The sequence below is a fragment of the Halomonas sp. SL1 genome, from assembly GCF_003030865.2.
Lineage (GTDB): Bacteria > Pseudomonadota > Gammaproteobacteria > Pseudomonadales > Halomonadaceae > Halomonas > Halomonas halophila.
In genome coordinates this window covers 65373-82970 of the sequence record NZ_PYUQ02000014.1, presented here as the reverse complement: position 1 = coordinate 82970, position 17598 = coordinate 65373, and the positions used below count along the sequence as shown (strand labels likewise).

Below are 17598 nucleotides of genomic sequence, written 5' to 3'. Positions count from 1 at the left end.
TTCGGAGCCTGCTTGACTGTAAAGGATGCCGTTTCGGTTGCCCTCGATCACACGGAGTTTTCCCATGACGCCACCGCTGACCCGTCACAATCGCCCCCGCCAGGTGCTCGACGCCATCGCCGCCGCCAACGCTTCGCTTGACGACGACGACCGCGAGGCCAAGTACGCCAAGCTGGCCGAGTCGCCGTATCGCTTCTTCCGCGGCACCAACCACCTGTACTGGAGCGACGTCTGGCACGACTGGCGCTTCGCCCTCTACGGCGGCCTGCCGGAGACCCAGACCTGGCTGCAGGGCGACGCGCACGTCTACAACTTCGGCGCCTACGGCCATCATGACGATGCCGTGCGCTATGGCATGGACGACTTCGACGATGCCATGGTCGGCGACTACCAGTACGATCTGTGGCGGCTGGCGATCAGCCTGGTGCTGGACGCCCGTGAGAACGCCGGGCTCTCGCGCAAGGGCATCGACAAGTCGCTCGAGACGCTCATCGAGGCCTACCTGGACGAGCTCGACGATCACGCCGAGGGCGAGGTGCCGGGGGCGGTGACCCTGGAGACCGCCAAGGGGCCGCTGGAACCCTTCCTGGAGAAGGTGGCGCGCAAGGAGAGCCGGGCCAAGATGCTCGACAAGTGGACGGTGTTTGGCGACGACGGCCGTCGTCTCGCCGTCGACGAGCGCCCGGAGAAGCTGGCCCGCCTGCCGGCCCACCTGGGCAGCCAGCTGCGCAAGGCCGTGGAGGAGGAGTATCGCGGGACGCTGCGCGGCGCCCGCGCCGAAGCCGAGGAGGATCACTTCCGGGTCAAGGACATGGCGCGGCGCCTCGATGCCGGCACCGGTTCGCTGGGGCTCGACCGCTACTACGTGCTGATCGAGGGCGGGCGCGACCATGTCCACGACGACGTCATCCTCGACGTGAAGCAGCAGACCGCGCCCGAGGGCTGGCGGCTGATGAACGCCGCCGAGAAGCGCGACTGGCGCCGCGCCTTCGCCCACGAGGGTGCCCGCCATGCCGCCGCCTTCACCGCCATCGCCGAGCACCCGGACATCTACCTGGGCTGGCTGCATCTGGGCGACACGGTGTTCTCGGTGCGCGAGCGCTCGCCGTTCAAGGAGGACTTCCCGACCCACAAGCTCGACGGCGACAAGCCCTATCGCAAGCTGGCCAAGCAGTGGGGCCGGATCCTGGCCCGTGAGCACCTGCGCGGCGGCCAGGCGCTGAACCCCGACGATCCCGGCGCCTTCGCCCGGGCGGTGACCGGCCGGGTCGAGGGCGGCCAGGAGCATTTCGTGGACATGATCTCGACGCTGGCCTTCAGCTACGCCGACTGCGTGGCCCGGGATCACGCCACTTTCGTCGATTCTCTGTAAACGGGAACCGATGTGTTCGCCGTCGACGGGTCTGCGAGGGGCGCTATGAACCCCTCCCTGGGCGCTACCGACGCCTTCCCTGGCGTAGGACCCCCTCTTCGACCCGTCCCCGGCGTGTTCCACGTTCAGCGCCGTTCTGAATCGCGCCGATACGCCTTGGGTGCAGGCCCCCGGTCGCTGTAGGCTGGGGGCAATTCGCATTCAGGAGGCGCCATGTTTCCCCCCTTCACGCTGCGCTATGCGCGCTTCCCCGACCGGCTGCGGGCGCCCGCCCGGCCGGCGCCCGTCGAGCGCCCCGAGTTGGTGGCCTTCAACCGGCCGCTGGCCGAGTCGCTGGGCTTCGATCTGGACGCCTTCGACCCCGAGCGGGCTGCCGAGCTGTTTTCCGGCAACGTCCTGCCCGAGGGCGCCGAGCCCGTGGCCCTGGCCTACGCCGGCCACCAGTTCGGCAACTTCGTGCCCCAGCTCGGCGATGGCCGGGCGGTGCTGCTGGGCGAGGTGACCGACCGCGCCGGCCGGGTGCGCGATCTCCAGCTCAAGGGCAGCGGCCGCACGCCGTTCTCCCGCGGCGGCGACGGCCGCGCGCCGCTAGGCCCGGTGCTGCGCGAGTACCTGGTCAGCGAGGCCATGCATGCCCTGGGCGTGCCGACCACCCGGGCGCTGGCCGCGGTGACCACCGGCGAGACGGTCTATCGACGCGTGCCGGAGCCCGGCGCGGTGCTGACCCGCGTCGCCGCCAGCCACCTGCGCGTGGGCACCTTCCAGTACGTCGCCGCCCGTGACGACCAGGAGGCCGTGCGGCTGCTGGCCGACGAGGCGATCGAGCGCCACTACCCGCATCTCGCCGAGCGCGATGAGGGCGAGCGCTATCTGGGCCTGCTCGAGGCGACGGTGGAGCGCCAGGCCGAGCTGGTGGCGCGGTGGATGGGGCTTGGCTTCATCCACGGGGTGATGAACACCGACAACGCGGCGATCTCCGGCGAGACCATCGACTATGGCCCCTGCGCCTTCATGGACGCCTATGACCCGCGCACCGTATTCAGCTCCATCGACGAGCGCGGCCGCTATGCCTTCGTCAACCAGCCGCCGATCGCCCAGTGGAACCTGGCGCGCTTCGCCGAGACCCTGCTGGCGCTGATCGACGAGGACCGCGAGCGGGCCATCGAGCGCGCCACCGAGGTGCTGAAGACCTTCGAGGAGCGCTTCGAGGCCAGCCGGCTGCGGGTGATGCGCGCCAAGCTGGGCCTCGAGACGGTGGAGGAGGGCGACGCCGCCCTGATTGCGGACTTGCTGGCGTCGATGCAGGCCGCGCGCGCCGACTTCACCCTGAGCTTCCGCCGCCTGGCCGACGCTCTGGAAGGCCCCGAGGGCGAGGCGCGCCTGGCCGAGCTGTTCGGCGACCGCGAGGCGCTCGACGCCTGGCTGTCACGCTGGCGCGAGCGGCTGTCCCGCGAGGAGGCCGATACCGCCGAGCTGGCGCGGCGCCTGCGCGGCGTGAATCCGGCGGTGATTCCGCGCAACCATCGCGTGGCCGAGGCCATCGCGGCGGCCGAGAACGACGACTTCGCCCCCTTCGAGGCGCTGCTGGCGGCGATCACCCGGCCCTTCGAGGCGCCGAACGGCGAGGTCGACTATACCCGTCCGCCGCGGGACGACGAGAAGGTGCTGCGGACCTTCTGTGGCACCTGACGCGAGCGCATCGTCACCGCGACAGGGGCCGTCGGCATGTCACGCCTCGCCCGGCGCGTCTGTCACCAGAAGGTCGCGTCGTTGAATGCCTCGACACAGTGGGCTCTGCCCTTCAGCGGCGTCATCTCGGCCTCGGTGAGCGGTTGTGCGAGCCAGCCCTCGGGGTATTGCAGCGCGAACGGCGCCGGGATGAAGGTCGTGGTGACCGGCGCAAAGCCGACACGCGAGTAGTAGTTCGGGTCACCATAGGTCACGGCGATGTCGATGCCTGCCTCACGCAGCGCTTGCAGGGCATGGGTCAGCAGCTGCCGTCCGACCCCCTGGCCTTGCCACTCGGTCGCCACCGCCACCGGGCCGAGCACCAGCACGCTCCGGTCATCCTGGTCGTAGGTCAGCCTCGAGAAGATCGCCGCGCCGATGACCGCACCATCGGACTCGGCGGTGAAGACATGCCGATCCGGCGCGGGTGTGCGAGACAGCAGGTTACCCACCAGATCGCCGATCAGCGTGCCTTCCGACGCTCCCTCGGCGGCGGTGAAGGTCGCCGTGAACAGTTCGACGAGCGCCTGATCTCGCCCCTGGGCGCCTTGCGAGAATTCCATGCGGGCTCCTTGGCTGCCGTACGCAGGTTCAGGGTAACGGCCCCTTCAGGCCTTTTCCCCCAGGGCGGCGATATGGTCCGGCAGGCGATCATGGGAGCCGTACATGAAGTGGTTCTCCATGCGCTCCGCAAACTGGGCGGCTTCCGGCTCACGTCCCACCGCCATGGCGACCTCGCGCACGTGCATCGGCGATGCGCCACAGCAGACGCCGAGGTAGTTGACCCCCTGGGCATGAACGTCGCGAGCAAAGGCGCCGAGTTCGTAGCGGTTGCAGAACAGCGGGTCCAGGGCGGTCGGGAAGGGGCGTCCATGGGGCGCCGGGCAGCCGCACCCCTGATGGTCGGAGAGGTTGAAGAAGGTCGGTTCCTGCTCGGTGGTGCGATAGGTCACCGGCAGCGCTGCCACATGGCAGGCAACGGCATCGCGAATCTGCTGGATCCAGGGCAGCATGGTATCCGGCCCTCTGAAGCAGTTCAGACCGACCACGCTGGCGCCCTTCTGCTCCAGGGCGACGCAGGTTTCCACGATGCCGGGGCCATCGATCATGCGATTCTCGGCCATCGGCGCCAGGGTGACCACGGCCGGCAGCCCCTTGGCCTTGATCGCCTCCAGGGCCGCTTCGGCTTCTCCGGCATAGTAGAAGGTTTCCGCGATGATGAAGTCGGCGCCTTCCTCGACGGCCCATTGCACCATCTCGTCGAACATGTCGCGTACGCTCTGCTGGGAGACCGGATCTTCCGGGTCCCAGACGTTGCTGTTGGAAATGTTGCCGGCCATCAGGTTACCGGCCTTTTCATCGGCCACCTTGCGGGCAATCTTCAACGCGGCCCGATTCAGCGGCTCCAACAAGTCTTCCTTGCCGATGACCTTCATCTTTTCGCGGTGGCCGTTATAGGTGAAGGCCTGAACGATGTCTGATCCGGCATGCTGGAAATCCCGGTGCAGCGCTTCCAGCGCGTCCGGGCGCAGCAACGCCACTTCGGGAACGAACTCACCGGCGGAGAGATAACCGCGCCGTTCAAGCTCGAACAGGAAGCCCTCGGCACAGATGAGGGGGCCCCGGTCGAGTCGTTGGGTGATCAGGTCTTGTGCCATGGATGCATGCCTCCGCGGTGGTAGGTGTCTTGAATCAAGCTGCATTCTGGCAGTCGTTCAGCCCTCGTCACCAATGAAGGTTTTCCGGCTTGAAGATGATTGAAATTCATCCAAGGTGATATTTCTAACAATGAAATGAATATTCGCCGGGGTCTTTGACGTTCAAGGGGAAGGCATCGGCTGGCCGTTATCTCCGGAAGCGAAGCCATCGCACAACGCGCTTATTGTCAGGGGCGGACAACGCCAGGACAGGGGCAGCCTCCCGTTCCCGGGAGCTATCGAAAACACGCACCACGTCGCCTCGAGCCTGCCTCTAGAGCCAGTAGAGGCACAGCGATAGCGTTACCACCGAGCCCAGCGTCGAGAGCAGCACGGTGCGCGAGACGACCGCCGCCTCGCGGCCGTAGAACTCCGCCAGCATGTAGGGCCCGGTGCCGGTGGGCAGCGCACTCATCAGCAGCGCCGACTTGGCCCAAAGCGGCGGCAGCGCGAAGACGTGGAACGCCAGCACCCAGGTGATCAGCGGATGCACCAGCAGCTTGAGGCCGACCAGCCCCCAGGCGCCTTCGGCGGAACCGCTCTGCTTCTGGGCCAGGAACAGGCCCAGCGAGACCAGTGCGCAGGGCGTGGTGGCATCGCCCAGCAGGCGCAGGAAGTCGTCGAAGGGGCCGTCCAGGGGCGCGCCGCCCAGCGCCCACAGCGCGCCCACCAGCGGCGAGACCACCAGCGGGTTCCTGGCCAGGGCCTTGAACACCTTGCCGAGTGCCTGGACGAAGGACGGCTCGTCCTGCAGGCCGACCTCGATGCACACCACGGCGATGGCGAACAGCACGCAGACCACGATCAGGGTGGCGATCAGCGCCGGTGCCAGCCCGGCTTCGCCCAGCACCAGCAGGCTCAGGGGAATGCCCACGTAGCCGGTGTTGGCGTAGGCGGCGCCGAGGCCGTCGATGCTGGCGTCGACCAGCCGGCGCCGGCCGCGCAGGCGATAGCCCACGGTGACCGCGAACAGCAGCAGCGTCGGCAGGGTCACGGCGGCGATGAAGCCCGGATGCCAGATCTCCTCCCAGCGGGCGGTGGCGGTGGTGCGGAACAGCAGCGCCGGCAGGCACAGCCAGACCACGAAGCGGTTGAGCTCGGCGGCGGCGGTCTCGCCCAGCCGGCCGGTGCGGCGGCACAGGTAGCCCGCCAGGATCAGGCCGAAGATGGGCAGAACGACACCGAGAACGGACGACATGGGGGCTCCTGGGCGGCGGCACGATGGAGAGGCTAGCCTAGGCGGATACGGCGATGCCGTCTAATCGATGAGAAGACGGTCGATACGCCCGGATAGCGGCCGAGCAAGACAGCGGGCGCCCACAACGAAGCGCGCCGGCCACGAGGGCCGGCGCGATGTCGTCGGGGACCGCCGCGGGGTGCGGCGGCCGTCGGGTGGGTGATCAGCCCAGTTCGAGATCGAAGCGGTCGGCGTTCATGACCTTGGTCCAGGCGGCCACGAAGTCCTTCACGAACTTGGCCTCGTTGTCGTCCTGAGCGTAGACCTCCGCGTAGGAGCGCAGGACGGAATTGGAGCCGAACACCAGGTCGATGCGGGTGGCGGTCCACTTCACCCGATCGGTCTTGCGGTCGCGGATCTCGTAGAGGCCCTTGCCGGCGGGCTTCCAGTGGTTGGCCATGTCGGTCAGGTTGACGAAGAAGTCGTTGCTCAGCTGACCCTCGCGGTCGGTGAACACGCCGTGCTTGCTGCCGCCGTGGTTGGTGCCCAGCATGCGCATGCCGCCCATCAGCACGGTCATTTCGGGGGCGGTGAGGCCCATCAGCTGAGCGCGGTCGAGCAGCAGCTCCTCGGGCTTGACCACATAGTCCTGCTTCAGCCAGTTACGGAAGCCGTCGGCCACCGGCTCCAGCGGTTCGAAGGAGTCGGCGTCGGTCATCTCGGCGCTGGCATCGCCGCGGCCCGGCGAGAACGGCACCAGGATGTCGTGGCCGGCCGCACGGGCCGCTCGCTCGATGCCGACGCTGCCGCCCAGCACGATGAGGTCGGCCAGGCTGGCGCCGGTCTCGGCGGCGATGCCCTCGTAGACCTTCAACACCTTGTTCAGGCGCTCGGGCTCGTTCCCCGGCCAGTCCTTCTGTGGCGCCAGGCGGATGTGCGCGCCGTTGGCGCCGCCGCGCATGTCGGAGCCGCGGTAGGTGCGGGCGCTGTCCCAGGCGGTGGCGACCATCTCGCCGATGGACAGGTCGCTTTCGGCGATCTTCTGCTTGGCGGCCTCGACCGAATAGTTGATGTTGCCGGCCGGTACCGGGTCCTGCCAGATCAGGTCCTCGTCCGGCACTTCCGGGCCGATGTAGCGGGTCTTCGGGCCCATGTCGCGGTGGGTCAGCTTGAACCAGGCGCGGGCGAAGCAGTCCTTGAAGTATTCCGGATCCTTCATGAACTTCTCGCAGATGGCCCGGTAGGTCGGGTCCATCTTCATCGCCATGTCGGCGTCGGTCATCATCGGGTTGTGGCGGACGGACGGGTCGGTGGGATCGACCGGCTTGTCCTCCTCCTTGATGTCGACGGGCTCCCACTGGTTGGCGCCGGCGGGGCTCTTGGTGACCTCCCACTCATGCCCGAACAGCATGTCGAAGTAGCCCATGTCGAACTGGGTGGGGTTCTTGGTCCAGGCGCCCTCGAGGCCGGAGGTGACGGCGTTGGTGGCCTTGCCCTGCTGGTTCGGGTTGAGCCAGCCGAAACCCTGGGCCTCCACGTCCGCGGCTTCCGGCTCCGGCCCCAGGGCGTCGGCATCGCCGTTGCCGTGGGTCTTGCCGACGGTGTGGCCGCCGGCGGTCAGCGCCGCGGTTTCCTCGTCGTTCATGGCCATGCGGGAGAAGGTCTCGCGAACCTGTTCGGCGGTCTTCAGCGGGTCGGGCTGGCCATTGACCCCCTCGGGGTTCACGTAGATCAGGCCCATCTGCACCGCGGCCAGCGGGTTCTCCATGGTGTCGGGCTTGTCGACGTCGCCGTAGCGCTCATCGGAGGGGGCCAGCCATTCCTTCTCGGCGCCCCAGTAGACGTCCTTCTCGGGATGCCAGATGTCCTCGCGACCGAAGGAGAAGCCGAAGGTCTTGAAGCCCATGGACTCGTAGGCGACGTTGCCGGCGAGGATGAACAGGTCGGCCCAGCTGACCTTGTTGCCGTACTTCTTCTTAAGCGGCCACAGCAGGCGCCGTGCCTTGTCGAGGTTGCCATTGTCCGGCCAGCTGTTGAGCGGGGCGAAGCGCTGGTTGCCGGTGCCGCCGCCGCCTCGGCCGTCGGCGATGCGGTAGGAGCCGGCGGCGTGCCAGGCCATGCGGATCATCAGGCCGCCGTAGTGGCCCCAGTCGGCCGGCCACCACGCCTGACTGTCGGTCATCAGGGCGTGCATGTCCTTCTTCAGCGCCTCGAAGTCGAGCTTGCGGACTTCCTGGCGATAGTCGAAGTCGTCGCCCATCGGGTCGGTCTTGCGGTCGTGCTGGTGGAGGATGTCGAGGTTGAGGGCATTGGGCCACCAGTCCATGACCGAGGTGCCGGTTTCGGTCATGCCGCCGTGCATGACCGGGCACTTGCCCGCGCCGCCTTGCTGTGTTGCGTCACCCATCTCGTACTCCTTCATCGCGTGGTCGTGTGCTCCAGTATCGATAGAGGTCACGTCGCCGCCCTTGTTGCCGAATGCCGGGAATCCGGTACATCCAAGCGGGCCTCTAGCCTCTTTCACATAGCTTAGTGATGACTGGGGCGACTGCCATTTTTCTTTCCTGAACAAGTTGATAGCAAACCTTTATCGTCCTTTGACGATACGAGGCCGGTCCCGTTCGGCGTGGCCGGCCGTCGTCCATTGGTCGCCCCCTGGTTGCCTGGCGATTCGCGGCCTCCCTACACTCGATGGCTCGGTAATCATGAGCCCCGCATGAGCGTTTCGCTGTTCTCGATCCGGCCCCGTCGATGCATTAACGGGGCCGAACATCGGATAACAATCACAAACCGCGAACCCGGGGGAGGGCAGGGAGCCTCTCCCCGGGGCCGCCAAAGGAGCCGCTAGATGTCCGTCAGAGAGATCCCGCTGTATATCGATGGCCAGGCCGTCACCTCGCAGAGCCAGGAATGGCGCGACGTACTCAATCCGGCCACCCAGGAGGTGGTCGCCCGGGTGCCGTTCTGCACCCTGGAGGAGGTCGATCGCGCCGTGGCCAGCGCCAGGGCAGCCTTCCAGGAATGGCGTCGCACGCCGCTGGCCAAGCGTCAGCGCATCATGCTGAAGCTGCAGGCGCTGATCCGCGAGCACACCGAGGAGCTGGCCGCGCTGATCACCGAGGAGCACGGCAAGACCCTGCCGGACGCCGCCGGCGAGGTGGGTCGTGGCCTCGAGGTGGTGGAGCACGCCTGCTCGATCACCTCGCTGCAGCTCGGCGAGCTGGCCGAGAACGCCGCCACCGAGGTCGACGTCTACACCCTCAATCAGCCGCTGGGCGTGGGCGCCGGGATCACCGCCTTCAACTTCCCGATCATGCTGCCGTGCTTCATGTTCCCGCTGGCCATCGCCACCGGAAACACCTTCGTGCTCAAGCCCTCCGAGCAGGATCCGAGCTCGACCATGCGGCTGGTCGAGCTGGCCCACGAGGCCGGCGTGCCGGCCGGCGTGCTCAACGTGGTCCACGGCGGCCCGGACGTGGCCAATCGCCTCTGCGATCATCCGGACATCAAGGCGGTGTCGTTCATCGGCTCGACCCACGTCGGCACCCAGCTCTATCGCCGCGCCGCCGAGGCCGGCAAGCGCGCCCAGGCGATGATGGGGGCCAAGAACCACTGTGTGGTGATGCCCGACGCCAACCGCAGCCAGGCCATCAACAACCTGCTGGGCTCGGCCTTCGGCGCCGCCGGCCAGCGCTGCATGGCCAACTCGGTGGTGGTGCTGGTGGGCGAGGCTCGCGACTGGCTGGACGAGCTGGTCGAGGGCGCCCGCCACATGAAGGTCGGCCCCGGCACCCAGCGTGACGCCGACCTCGGCCCGCTGGTGTCGCCGGCCGCCAAGGCGCGGGTGGAGGACCTGATCGCCGCCGGCGAGCAGGAGGGCGCCCGGCTGCTGGTCGACGGTCGTGGCCGTGAGGTCGAGGGCTATCCGGAGGGCAACTTCGTCGGCCCGACCCTGTTCGCCGACGTGACCGCCGAGATGACCATCTACCGCGAGGAGATCTTCGGCCCGGTGCTGTGCGTGGTGAGCGCCGAGACGCTCGACGAGGCGATCGAGTTCATCAACGCCAATCCCAACGGCAACGGCACCTCGATCTTCACCAACTCCGGCTGGGTGGCTCGCCGCTTCGAGACCGAGATCGACGTCGGCCAGGTGGGCATCAACGTGCCGATTCCGGTGCCGGTGGCCTACTTCAGCTTCACCGGCTCGCGGGCCTCCAAGCTCGGCGACCTGGGACCCAACGGCAAGCAGGCGATCGGCTTCTGGACCCAGACCAAGACCGTCACCGCCCGCTGGTTCGAGCCGGAAAACGTCTCCGGCGGCATCAACAGCACCATCTCGCTGAGCTGATCCCATCCCGCTCGGCGATCATCGACGGCCCCGCCTCGGGAGAGGCGGGGCCGTCGTGGTTGGGGCGGCTTGCCCGGTAGACGGTACGGCGTTCGGCGCCCGGGGGATTCCATGACCCGGGTCATGTCAGGCCTCCCGCTTGCTCTGGCGGTACGTGGAAACCTTGCTAACTTGATGGAGTGTCGACGGGAATGAACCCGCCTTGGCGCCACGGGCCTATCCGGGGTGACGCGGCCAGCGGTGACGAGTCTTCTCTCTGCCCTGGTACATGAAGGAGTCATCAATGAGATCGAAAAACGGAATCGCGGCAGTGACCGGTCCCTGGATGATTGGCACTCTCGTCCTGTTGCTGGCGGCATGCAGTCAGCCACAGAGGGCGGGGGAGTCGTCGATGCAGCAGCCGGACAACTCCCTGATGCGGGTCATCAGCGGCGAGGTGTGGTATCGCGAGCGCATGGCGCTGCCCCCGGGAGCCGAGGTCATCGTGACGCTCGAGGATCAGTCGCGCGCGGATGCGCCCGCCACCGTGCTCACCGATTACACCTACACCGTCGAGGGCGCCCAGCCCCCTTATCCGTTCCGGCTGGTCTATGATCCTCAGGCCATCGACGAGCGCATGACTTACGGACTGCGGGCACGGATCGTTCACGACGGTGAGCTGCTGTTCACCAGTACGGAGCACGTTGATCCCTTCGCCGGCGAGGCGGCCGACCCCGTGCGCATCAGGGTCTCGCGGCAGTAAGCGTTGCTGGGGCCGAGGGAGATTTCCCCCCTCGCGAGTTTCCTTCGGCTTTGGCTCTGCAGGTGCGCCAGCGAGCCATCCGTGGGGCATCACGGGTGCCACGTCTGCGGACATGAAACGTGCCTGCCTGCTGTGGGCATGCCTATCCGGGCATGGGGAAAGAAAACCGGAGACCAGGGAGCCACGGATGCTTGCACGAAATGCACTGATGATCGCCACCTTCTTTGCCATGTTTTCCCCGGGGATAGCCAGCGCTCAGCAAGATGGCCTGGGCTCGGAAGCCAATGATCCGACGGCCTCCGTCATGGCCTTCCAGCTGCAGGACTTCTACACGTACCGGTACCACAACCTCGACGACGAGGACGGAAACCGCATGCAGTTCCGCGCCGCCATTCCGTTCTCGCTGGGCGACTCCAGCAACATCTTCCGGCTCACCGCGCCTTACGTGACCGACTCGCCGAATGACTCGAGCGGCTGGTCCGACATGACACTCTTCGACCTGGTGACCTTCGACCGGTCATGGGGGCGATTCGGCGTGGGTGCGGTAGCGCTGTTGCCGACCGGGGAAGACGGCCTGAGCGCCGAGAAATGGGGCCTCGGTCCCGCCGTGGGCTTCGTGGCCAGCCAACCCTGGGGGATATGGGGGCTGTTCAACCAGAACGTGTTCACGGTGGCGGGAGACGACGACTACCGCGACGTGAATATCTCGATCGTGCAGCCGATCGTGAACTACAGCCTCGGGAATGGTTGGTCGGCGGGGGCCTCCGACATGTCGATCACCTATGACTGGGAGCAGCATGATTGGGTGAGCCTGCCCCTGGGCGTTGCGCTCAACAAGCTGGTGAGGATTCAGGAGTATCCGGTGCAGTTCACGGCCAGCTATGAGCACAACTTCTACGACGAGGGGGTGAGCGCCTCGGACACCCTCAACCTCACCGCGAAGCTGCTGTTGCCTTGAACGGCAGCGGTGAGTAGGGGGCCGCTGGTCGCCTCCGAAGCGCTAAAGATCAATGACGTCTCAGGCGATCCTGGCCCCTTCCATGGAAGCTTCTGCCTCCTCCTGAGGCCCCGCTCCGGTATCGCCTAGGGGCGGATATGGGCCATCTCCAGCAGCTCGCTCAGCGGTTCCAGTTGGCCCACGTGCAGCACCAGCACGCACTCGCCGGGTTCGTCGGCGGCGGGGCGAACGATGGCGAATTCGCCTTCCTCCAGATGGAATTCGTGGATCTCGCGGCTGCCCTCGGGCGTATTGCAGCGGATCGAGCGGTAGGCCTCGTCCTCGCCGTAGGTCAGGCGGTGATAGACCTTGAAGAAGGTATACAGCGACAGGCCGCGGGGAAACGCCGGCCAGCGGGCCGGGTTGTCTCGAGTCTCTGAGTCGACCTCGAGGCCGTCGGCCTCGGCGCCGGCGATGGCACTGGCCAGCGGCTCGGCGAGCAGGCTGTCGGCCTCGCCCGGCAGCGGGGCGAGACGGTCCAGCGCCTGCTGGTAGCGCTCGGCGATCGCACGCAGGTCGGCCGTCTTGCCCAGCGCATGGTCGCCATGTCGCAGGTCTTCGGGGGCGCAGCCGCCGTTCTCCCAGCCGTGGATCACCCTGAGCGTCAGTCGCCCTTCGCGCATCGGCGCCTCCAGCAGCGCCTGGAGGGCGATGCGCAGGTGCAGCTGGCGCTCGGGGACGCCGTTGTCGAAGGCGGCGTAGGGCTCGGCGAAGATCCGGTGCAGGCAACCGGGGGCGTGTTCCTTGGCTTCGGTAAACGGCATGGCGGGGTCCGGGCTGGTTGTTCGAATGGCGGGAAGGATGTGTCATGCTGGCGTGGCAATCCGGATATCGGCCATTTTGGCCCTGTCTTGAGGATCGCCACTACAATCCATTCACTGTCGCCAGGGGAGTCTCGCCGGCATCGGCGGGGCTGAGAGAGCGTGCGTCGCTGACCCTGGAACCTGATCCGGTTCACACCGGCGGAGGAAGTGCGACATGCCTTATCTGACGTCAGCCGTGCTTGGCGCGGCGCTTTTGTGTTTCACCGTTCTGGGCCTGCGTGCCCGCCGGGCCGACGGCCCGCTCGACGACTACGTTACCGCCCGCAACTCCCAGTCGGCCCCGACCCTGGGGCTCTCCTTCCTGGCCTCCGGCATGGGGGCCTGGATCCTCTTCGCGCCGCCCGAGATCGGCGCCTTCGTCGGCCCGCTGGGTCTGGCCGGCTATGCCATCGGCTCGGCGCTGCCGTTCATCGTGCTCGGCGCCTTCGGCCCGGCCATCCGCCGTCGCCTGCCGGAGGGGCGCAGCATCGGCGAGTACGCCGAGGCCTGTTTCGGCGCCGGCATCCGCCGCTGGGTGGCGCTGGTCTCGGTGCTGTACATGGGCTGCTTCCTGGCCGCCGAGCTGACCGCCATCGGCGCCATCACCGGGCTGCTGTCGGACGTCCCGGTGGCGCTGGTGGTGGTCGGCGTGGCGGTGGCGACCCTGCTCTACACCGCGCTGGGCGGGCTGCGTGCGAGCCTGGCCACCGACCGCTGGCAGGCCTGGCTGCTGCTGGCCCTGCTGGGGGTGGTGGGCGGCGTGGCGCTGGCCCGGTTGCCCGAGCTGCCGGCCGAGGCCGCGCTGCCGTCGATCCCCGCCGCGGATGCCCTGTCCGTGGCGCTGACGCTGGTGATCGCGGTGACCGCGGCCAACCTCTTCCATCAGGGCTACTGGCAGCGGGTGTGGGCGGCCCGGGACGACCGGGCGCTGGGGCGCGGCGCCTGGCTGGGCGGCGGCATCACCGTGCTGGTGGTGGCGGTGGTCGGCGGCCTCGGCATGCTGGCCGCCATGGCGGGCGTGTCGCTGGGCGAGCCGCCGATCCCGTTCTTCGCGCTGCTCGCCGAGGCGCCGGGCTGGCTGGCGCTGCCGGCGCTGGTGCTGGCGGTGACCCTGGTGGCCTCCAGCGTCGATACCCTGCAGAACGGCATCGCCTCGCTGGTGGTGGCCGGCAGCGGCCGTCGCGGCCTGTCGCTCAGGGCGGCGCGGTGGGTCACCGTGGCGCTGATGGTGCCGGTGGTGGCGATCGCCCTGCAGGGGCTCTCGGTGCTGCGACTGTTCCTGATCGCCGATCTGCTGTGCGCGGCCATCGTGGTGCCGGTGCTGCTGGGGCTGTGGGCGCGGATGAGCGCCATGGCGGCGCTGGCCGGCGGTCTCGCCGGGCTGGCGGGCGCGGTGCTGCCGGGGTGGGTCGCCTCGGGCAGTGCCCTCGATGGCCTGCTGGCGGCGAGCTTTCCCGGCGGGGTGCCGACCCTGCCGCCCTTCCTCGGTGCGCTTCTGGCCTCCAGCGCGGTGGCGCTGCTGGTGGCCTGGTGGCGCCCGGCCGCGGTGCGGCGTACGGCCTGAACGGTTGCCAGGCCGGCGGATGACGGCCACCCTCTGAAGGTCATCCCGACCTGACGGAGGAGCCGCGCCATGAGTGACACGCCACAGGATCCCCGCCGCCGCCATTCCGCCCCGGTGGTGGACGGCGTCGGCAAGTCGGCCAGCCGCGCCATGCTGCGCGCGGTGGGCTTCAACGACGCCGACTTCACCAGGCCCCAGGTGGGCATTGCGTCCACCTGGAGCCGCGTCACGCCCTGCAACAGCCACATCGGCGAGCTCGCCGAGCAGGCCAGCGCTGGTGCCGATGCGGCCGGCGGCAAGGGCGTGATCTTCAACACCATCACCATCTCCGACGGCATCGCCAACGGCACCGAGGGCATGAAGTATTCACTGGTGTCGCGGGAGGTGATCGCCGATTCCATCGAGACGGTGGCCGGCTGCGAGGGCTTCGATGGCCTGGTGGCCATCGGCGGCTGCGACAAGAACATGCCCGGCTGCCTGATCGGCCTGGCGCGGCTCGACCGGCCCAGCGTCTTCGTCTACGGCGGCACCATCCTGCCCGGCGAGGGGCACACCGACATCGTCTCGGTGTTCGAGGCCATGGGCGCCCACAGCCGCGGCGATCTCGACCTCATCGACGTCAAGCGGATCGAGGAGACGGCGATTCCCGGGCCCGGTGCCTGCGGCGGCATGTACACCGCCAACACCATGGCCTCGGCCATCGAGGCGCTGGGCATGAGCCTGCCCGGCAGCTCGGCGCAGAACGCCGTGTCCCAGACCAAGCGCGACGACAGCCGGGCGGCGGGGGAGGCGGTGCTGACCCTGCTCGAGCGCGACATCACGCCCTCGGACATCATGACCCGCGAGGCCTTCGAGAACGCCATCACCGTGGTGATCGCCCTGGGCGGCTCCACCAATGCGGTGCTGCACCTGATCGCCATGGCCGACGCCATCGGCGTGTCGCTTTCCCTCGACGACTTCACGGCGATCGGCAAGCGGGTGCCGGTGCTCGCCGACCTGCGGCCCAGCGGCCAGTACATGATGAGCGAGCTGGTCGAGATCGGCGGCATCCAGCCGCTGATGAAGACCCTGCTCGACGCCGGGCTGCTGCATGGCGACTGCCTGACCGTGACCGGCGCCACCCTGGCCGAGAACCTGGCCGAGGTCGTGCCTTACCCCGAGGGGCAGGCGATCATCGCGCCCCTCGAGGCGCCGCTGAAGGCCCAGAGCCACCTGCGCGTGCTGCACGGCAACCTGGCCCCGGAGGGCGCGGTGGCCAAGATCACCGGCAAGGAGGGCACGCGCTTCTCCGGCCGGGCCCGGGTGTTCGGCTCCGAGGAGGAGGCCCAGGCGCGCATCAACGACGGCAGCGTGGTGGCCGGCGACGTGGTGGTGATCCGCTACGAGGGGCCCCGCGGCGGGCCCGGCATGCGCGAGATGCTGACCCCGACCTCGGCGATCATGGGGCGCGGACTCGGCAGCGAGGTGGCGCTGATCACCGACGGCCGCTTCTCCGGCGGCAGTCACGGCTTCGTGGTCGGCCACGTGACGCCGGAGGCCTTCGACGGCGGCCCCCTGGCGCTGCTCGAGGATGGCGACACCATCACCATCGATGCCGAGGCCGACACCCTCGATGTCGCGCTCACCGTCGAGGAACTCGAACGACGCCATGCCGCCTGGCAGCGGCCGGCGCCGCGCTACACCCGCGGGGTACTGGCCAAGTACGCGCGGATGGTCAGCTCCGCCTCGACCGGGGCGGTGACCGACCGCCCCGACTAGCTCGCCCCGGCAGGGCCCCGAGACGCGACGGCGCCGCCCCTCGGGGCGGCGCCGTTCGTGCTTTCGGGCAGGGCGTGCCCTGCGGCCGTCGGCTTACTGGGAGAGCGCCTGGTTCATCATGTCTTCCATGCTCATGGCGTCCTCGGGCAGCTCGAAGGCGCTTGCCGCTGGGGCCTCGTCGGACAGCGAGGCGATGCGGAAGCGGTCGCCGAAGCGCAGCATGCCGAGCCCCTCTTCCTCCAGCGCCGAGGCGATCGGGTCGGATTCGCCGGTCATGGTGCGTTGATAGGCGTGGAAGGCACGCATCAGCTCACGTACCTGATCGTCGTCGCTCAGCACCAGGGTGTCGTCATGGGCGTTGCCGGCCTTGTCGGTCCACGTCAGCGCATAGACCTCGCCCTCCAGGCCGGCGATGATCTCGCGTTCGCCGGTGGCCTCGAGCCGTTCGACCGAGTCGGCCTGCTGGCTGGTCACGCCGGCCATGGCCTGATCGCCGCCCATGCTCTCGGCCATCTGCTTGAGGCGGGCCATGTCCATGACCAGGGTCTGGCCCTGCATCCGGGTGACCATGTAGCCGTTGCCGTCCTTGAGCAGCATGAAGCCCGCCTGGGCCTGCCGGGGGAAGTCCATGCGCAGGTCATCGCCCGCCCAGCGGACTTCCATGGTGGCGGTGCCCTGGTCGGAGCGGCTCTCGAGGGTGGCCTGGCCATCGGCCAGGGCGGGCAGCGAGGCGGCCAGCAGCAGGCCGGTCACGAGGTGGCGCATCGGGATTCTCCCTGATCTCTCGAATCCATGAGGTGGAAGGGCCGGCGAGACCGGCCCGGGCCCAGTGCGCGGGCGAGCGGGTCGCCTGACGGCTAGGGCGGCGTGAGTTCGTGGTCGATGGTGCTGCGCAGTGCCTGTAGCTCGTCGAGGGTGAGCTGCTCCAGGCGTCCGGCGAGAAGGTCGCTGATCTTCTGCATCGGCAGGCCCGCGCGACGGGCGATCTCGCGGTTGCCGAGATCCGATACGGCGATCAGCCGAGTGATGATGCGCATGAGGCGCGTACGTTGTTCCAGGTCCCTGACGTCGAGGTCAGGGCATCGTCGCGGAGGGTCGAGGATTTCCGCGTTGGATGGGCTTGCCGTGCTCATGATGCTCCACAGGACAGAATCGACCGCTACAGCATGAAGCCTTTTGACGCGTTTCGCCAGTGGTCGAAAGGCGGATGGCGCAAGATTCATTGCCCGCTGAATCGGCCGATGGCGGGGATGGCAAGGCCAGGGGCGGACAGGGCAAAGCGCGGTCTCCGATGCGGTTGAATCCCCGGTGTTTTTGGTCTGTGGTCGGAATGTCCGGGCGCGGGGAAGATGCAGGGACGACGGGAATTTGTTGATGTTTTATAAAAATGTAGATATTTTTGATTCATCGAC

Annotated in this window: 14 protein-coding genes and 1 riboswitch; of the genes, 7 read left to right on the top strand and 7 right to left on the bottom strand. The window is 68.1% G+C overall.

Annotation, left to right across the window (positions count from 1 at the left end; translation table 11 throughout):
* The first annotated feature begins 64 nt into the window (after positions 1 to 64).
* On the top strand, positions 65 to 1372 hold the full coding sequence (locus C9J49_RS08975; protein WP_107181280.1) for a DUF2252 domain-containing protein: 1308 nt from the start codon (positions 65 to 67) through the stop codon (positions 1370 to 1372).
* Positions 1373 to 1585: 213 nt separating this feature from the next.
* Positions 1586 to 3061, top strand: coding sequence for a YdiU family protein (locus tag C9J49_RS08970; RefSeq protein WP_107181279.1), 1476 nt, complete (start codon positions 1586 to 1588; stop codon positions 3059 to 3061).
* A gap of 62 nt (positions 3062 to 3123) precedes the next feature.
* Here the strand turns inward: C9J49_RS08970 and C9J49_RS08965 are convergent, their stop codons facing one another.
* The 4 genes from C9J49_RS08965 to katG form a co-directional block, all read right to left on the bottom strand.
* The gene (locus tag C9J49_RS08965; protein WP_107181278.1) at positions 3124 to 3663 is read right to left on the bottom strand and encodes a GNAT family N-acetyltransferase; all 540 of its coding nucleotides are present in this window, start codon (positions 3661 to 3663) and stop codon (positions 3124 to 3126) included.
* A gap of 45 nt (positions 3664 to 3708) precedes the next feature.
* Positions 3709 to 4758 (bottom strand): homocysteine S-methyltransferase family protein, encoded by a 1050-nt coding sequence (locus C9J49_RS08960; RefSeq protein WP_046079441.1) that lies wholly within the window; start codon positions 4756 to 4758, stop codon positions 3709 to 3711.
* Positions 4759 to 5071: 313 nt separating this feature from the next.
* Complete coding sequence (locus C9J49_RS08955; protein ID WP_107181277.1) at positions 5072 to 5995, bottom strand: AEC family transporter; 924 nt, start codon at positions 5993 to 5995, stop codon at positions 5072 to 5074.
* A 202-nt stretch (positions 5996 to 6197) separates the two neighbouring features.
* Positions 6198 to 8381 (bottom strand): catalase/peroxidase HPI, encoded by a 2184-nt coding sequence (katG, locus tag C9J49_RS08950; protein WP_107181276.1) that lies wholly within the window; start codon positions 8379 to 8381, stop codon positions 6198 to 6200.
* Positions 8382 to 8822: 441 nt separating this feature from the next.
* Between katG and C9J49_RS08945 the strand changes: the two genes are divergently transcribed.
* The 3 genes from C9J49_RS08945 to C9J49_RS08935 all read left to right on the top strand — a co-directional run bounded on the left by C9J49_RS08945 (position 8823) and on the right by C9J49_RS08935 (position 12022).
* Entirely contained in the window at positions 8823 to 10322 is a 1500-nt protein-coding gene (locus tag C9J49_RS08945) for a CoA-acylating methylmalonate-semialdehyde dehydrogenase (protein ID WP_046079439.1), read from the top strand.
* 391 nt (positions 10323 to 10713) lie between these two features.
* Positions 10714 to 11064, top strand: a complete 351-nt coding sequence (locus C9J49_RS08940; RefSeq protein ID WP_181454271.1) for a YbaY family lipoprotein — start codon at positions 10714 to 10716, stop codon at positions 11062 to 11064.
* A 208-nt stretch (positions 11065 to 11272) separates the two neighbouring features.
* Entirely contained in the window at positions 11273 to 12022 is a 750-nt protein-coding gene (locus tag C9J49_RS08935) for a hypothetical protein (RefSeq protein WP_035593737.1), read from the top strand.
* A gap of 125 nt (positions 12023 to 12147) precedes the next feature.
* Here C9J49_RS08935 and C9J49_RS08930 read toward each other — a convergent pair whose 3' ends face one another.
* Positions 12148 to 12825: a hypothetical protein gene (locus C9J49_RS08930; RefSeq protein WP_046079437.1), complete on the bottom strand. Its 678-nt coding sequence runs from the start codon at positions 12823 to 12825 to the stop codon at positions 12148 to 12150.
* A gap of 112 nt (positions 12826 to 12937) precedes the next feature.
* A riboswitch (TPP riboswitch) is annotated at positions 12938 to 13050 on the top strand.
* On the opposite strand from C9J49_RS08930, the gene C9J49_RS08925 reads away from it, so the two are divergent.
* On the top strand, positions 13040 to 14428 hold the full coding sequence (locus C9J49_RS08925) for a sodium:solute symporter (protein WP_107181274.1): 1389 nt from the start codon (positions 13040 to 13042) through the stop codon (positions 14426 to 14428). (Overlaps the previous riboswitch by 11 nt.)
* Before the next feature lie 69 nt (positions 14429 to 14497).
* Positions 14498 to 16186: a dihydroxy-acid dehydratase gene (gene ilvD / locus C9J49_RS08920; protein ID WP_046079435.1), complete on the top strand. Its 1689-nt coding sequence runs from the start codon at positions 14498 to 14500 to the stop codon at positions 16184 to 16186.
* A 93-nt stretch (positions 16187 to 16279) separates the two neighbouring features.
* On the opposite strand, the gene C9J49_RS08915 is transcribed toward ilvD, so the two are convergent.
* Together C9J49_RS08915 and C9J49_RS08910 are read right to left on the bottom strand one after the other, a co-directional pair.
* Positions 16280 to 16951, bottom strand: coding sequence for a hypothetical protein (locus C9J49_RS08915; protein ID WP_046079434.1), 672 nt, complete (start codon positions 16949 to 16951; stop codon positions 16280 to 16282).
* Positions 16952 to 17043: 92 nt separating this feature from the next.
* Positions 17044 to 17319 carry an XRE family transcriptional regulator gene (locus C9J49_RS08910; protein WP_035593727.1) on the bottom strand — a complete coding sequence of 92 codons (276 nt, stop codon included), beginning with the start codon at positions 17317 to 17319 and terminating at the stop codon, positions 17044 to 17046.
* Positions 17320 to 17598 lie beyond the last annotated feature (279 nt).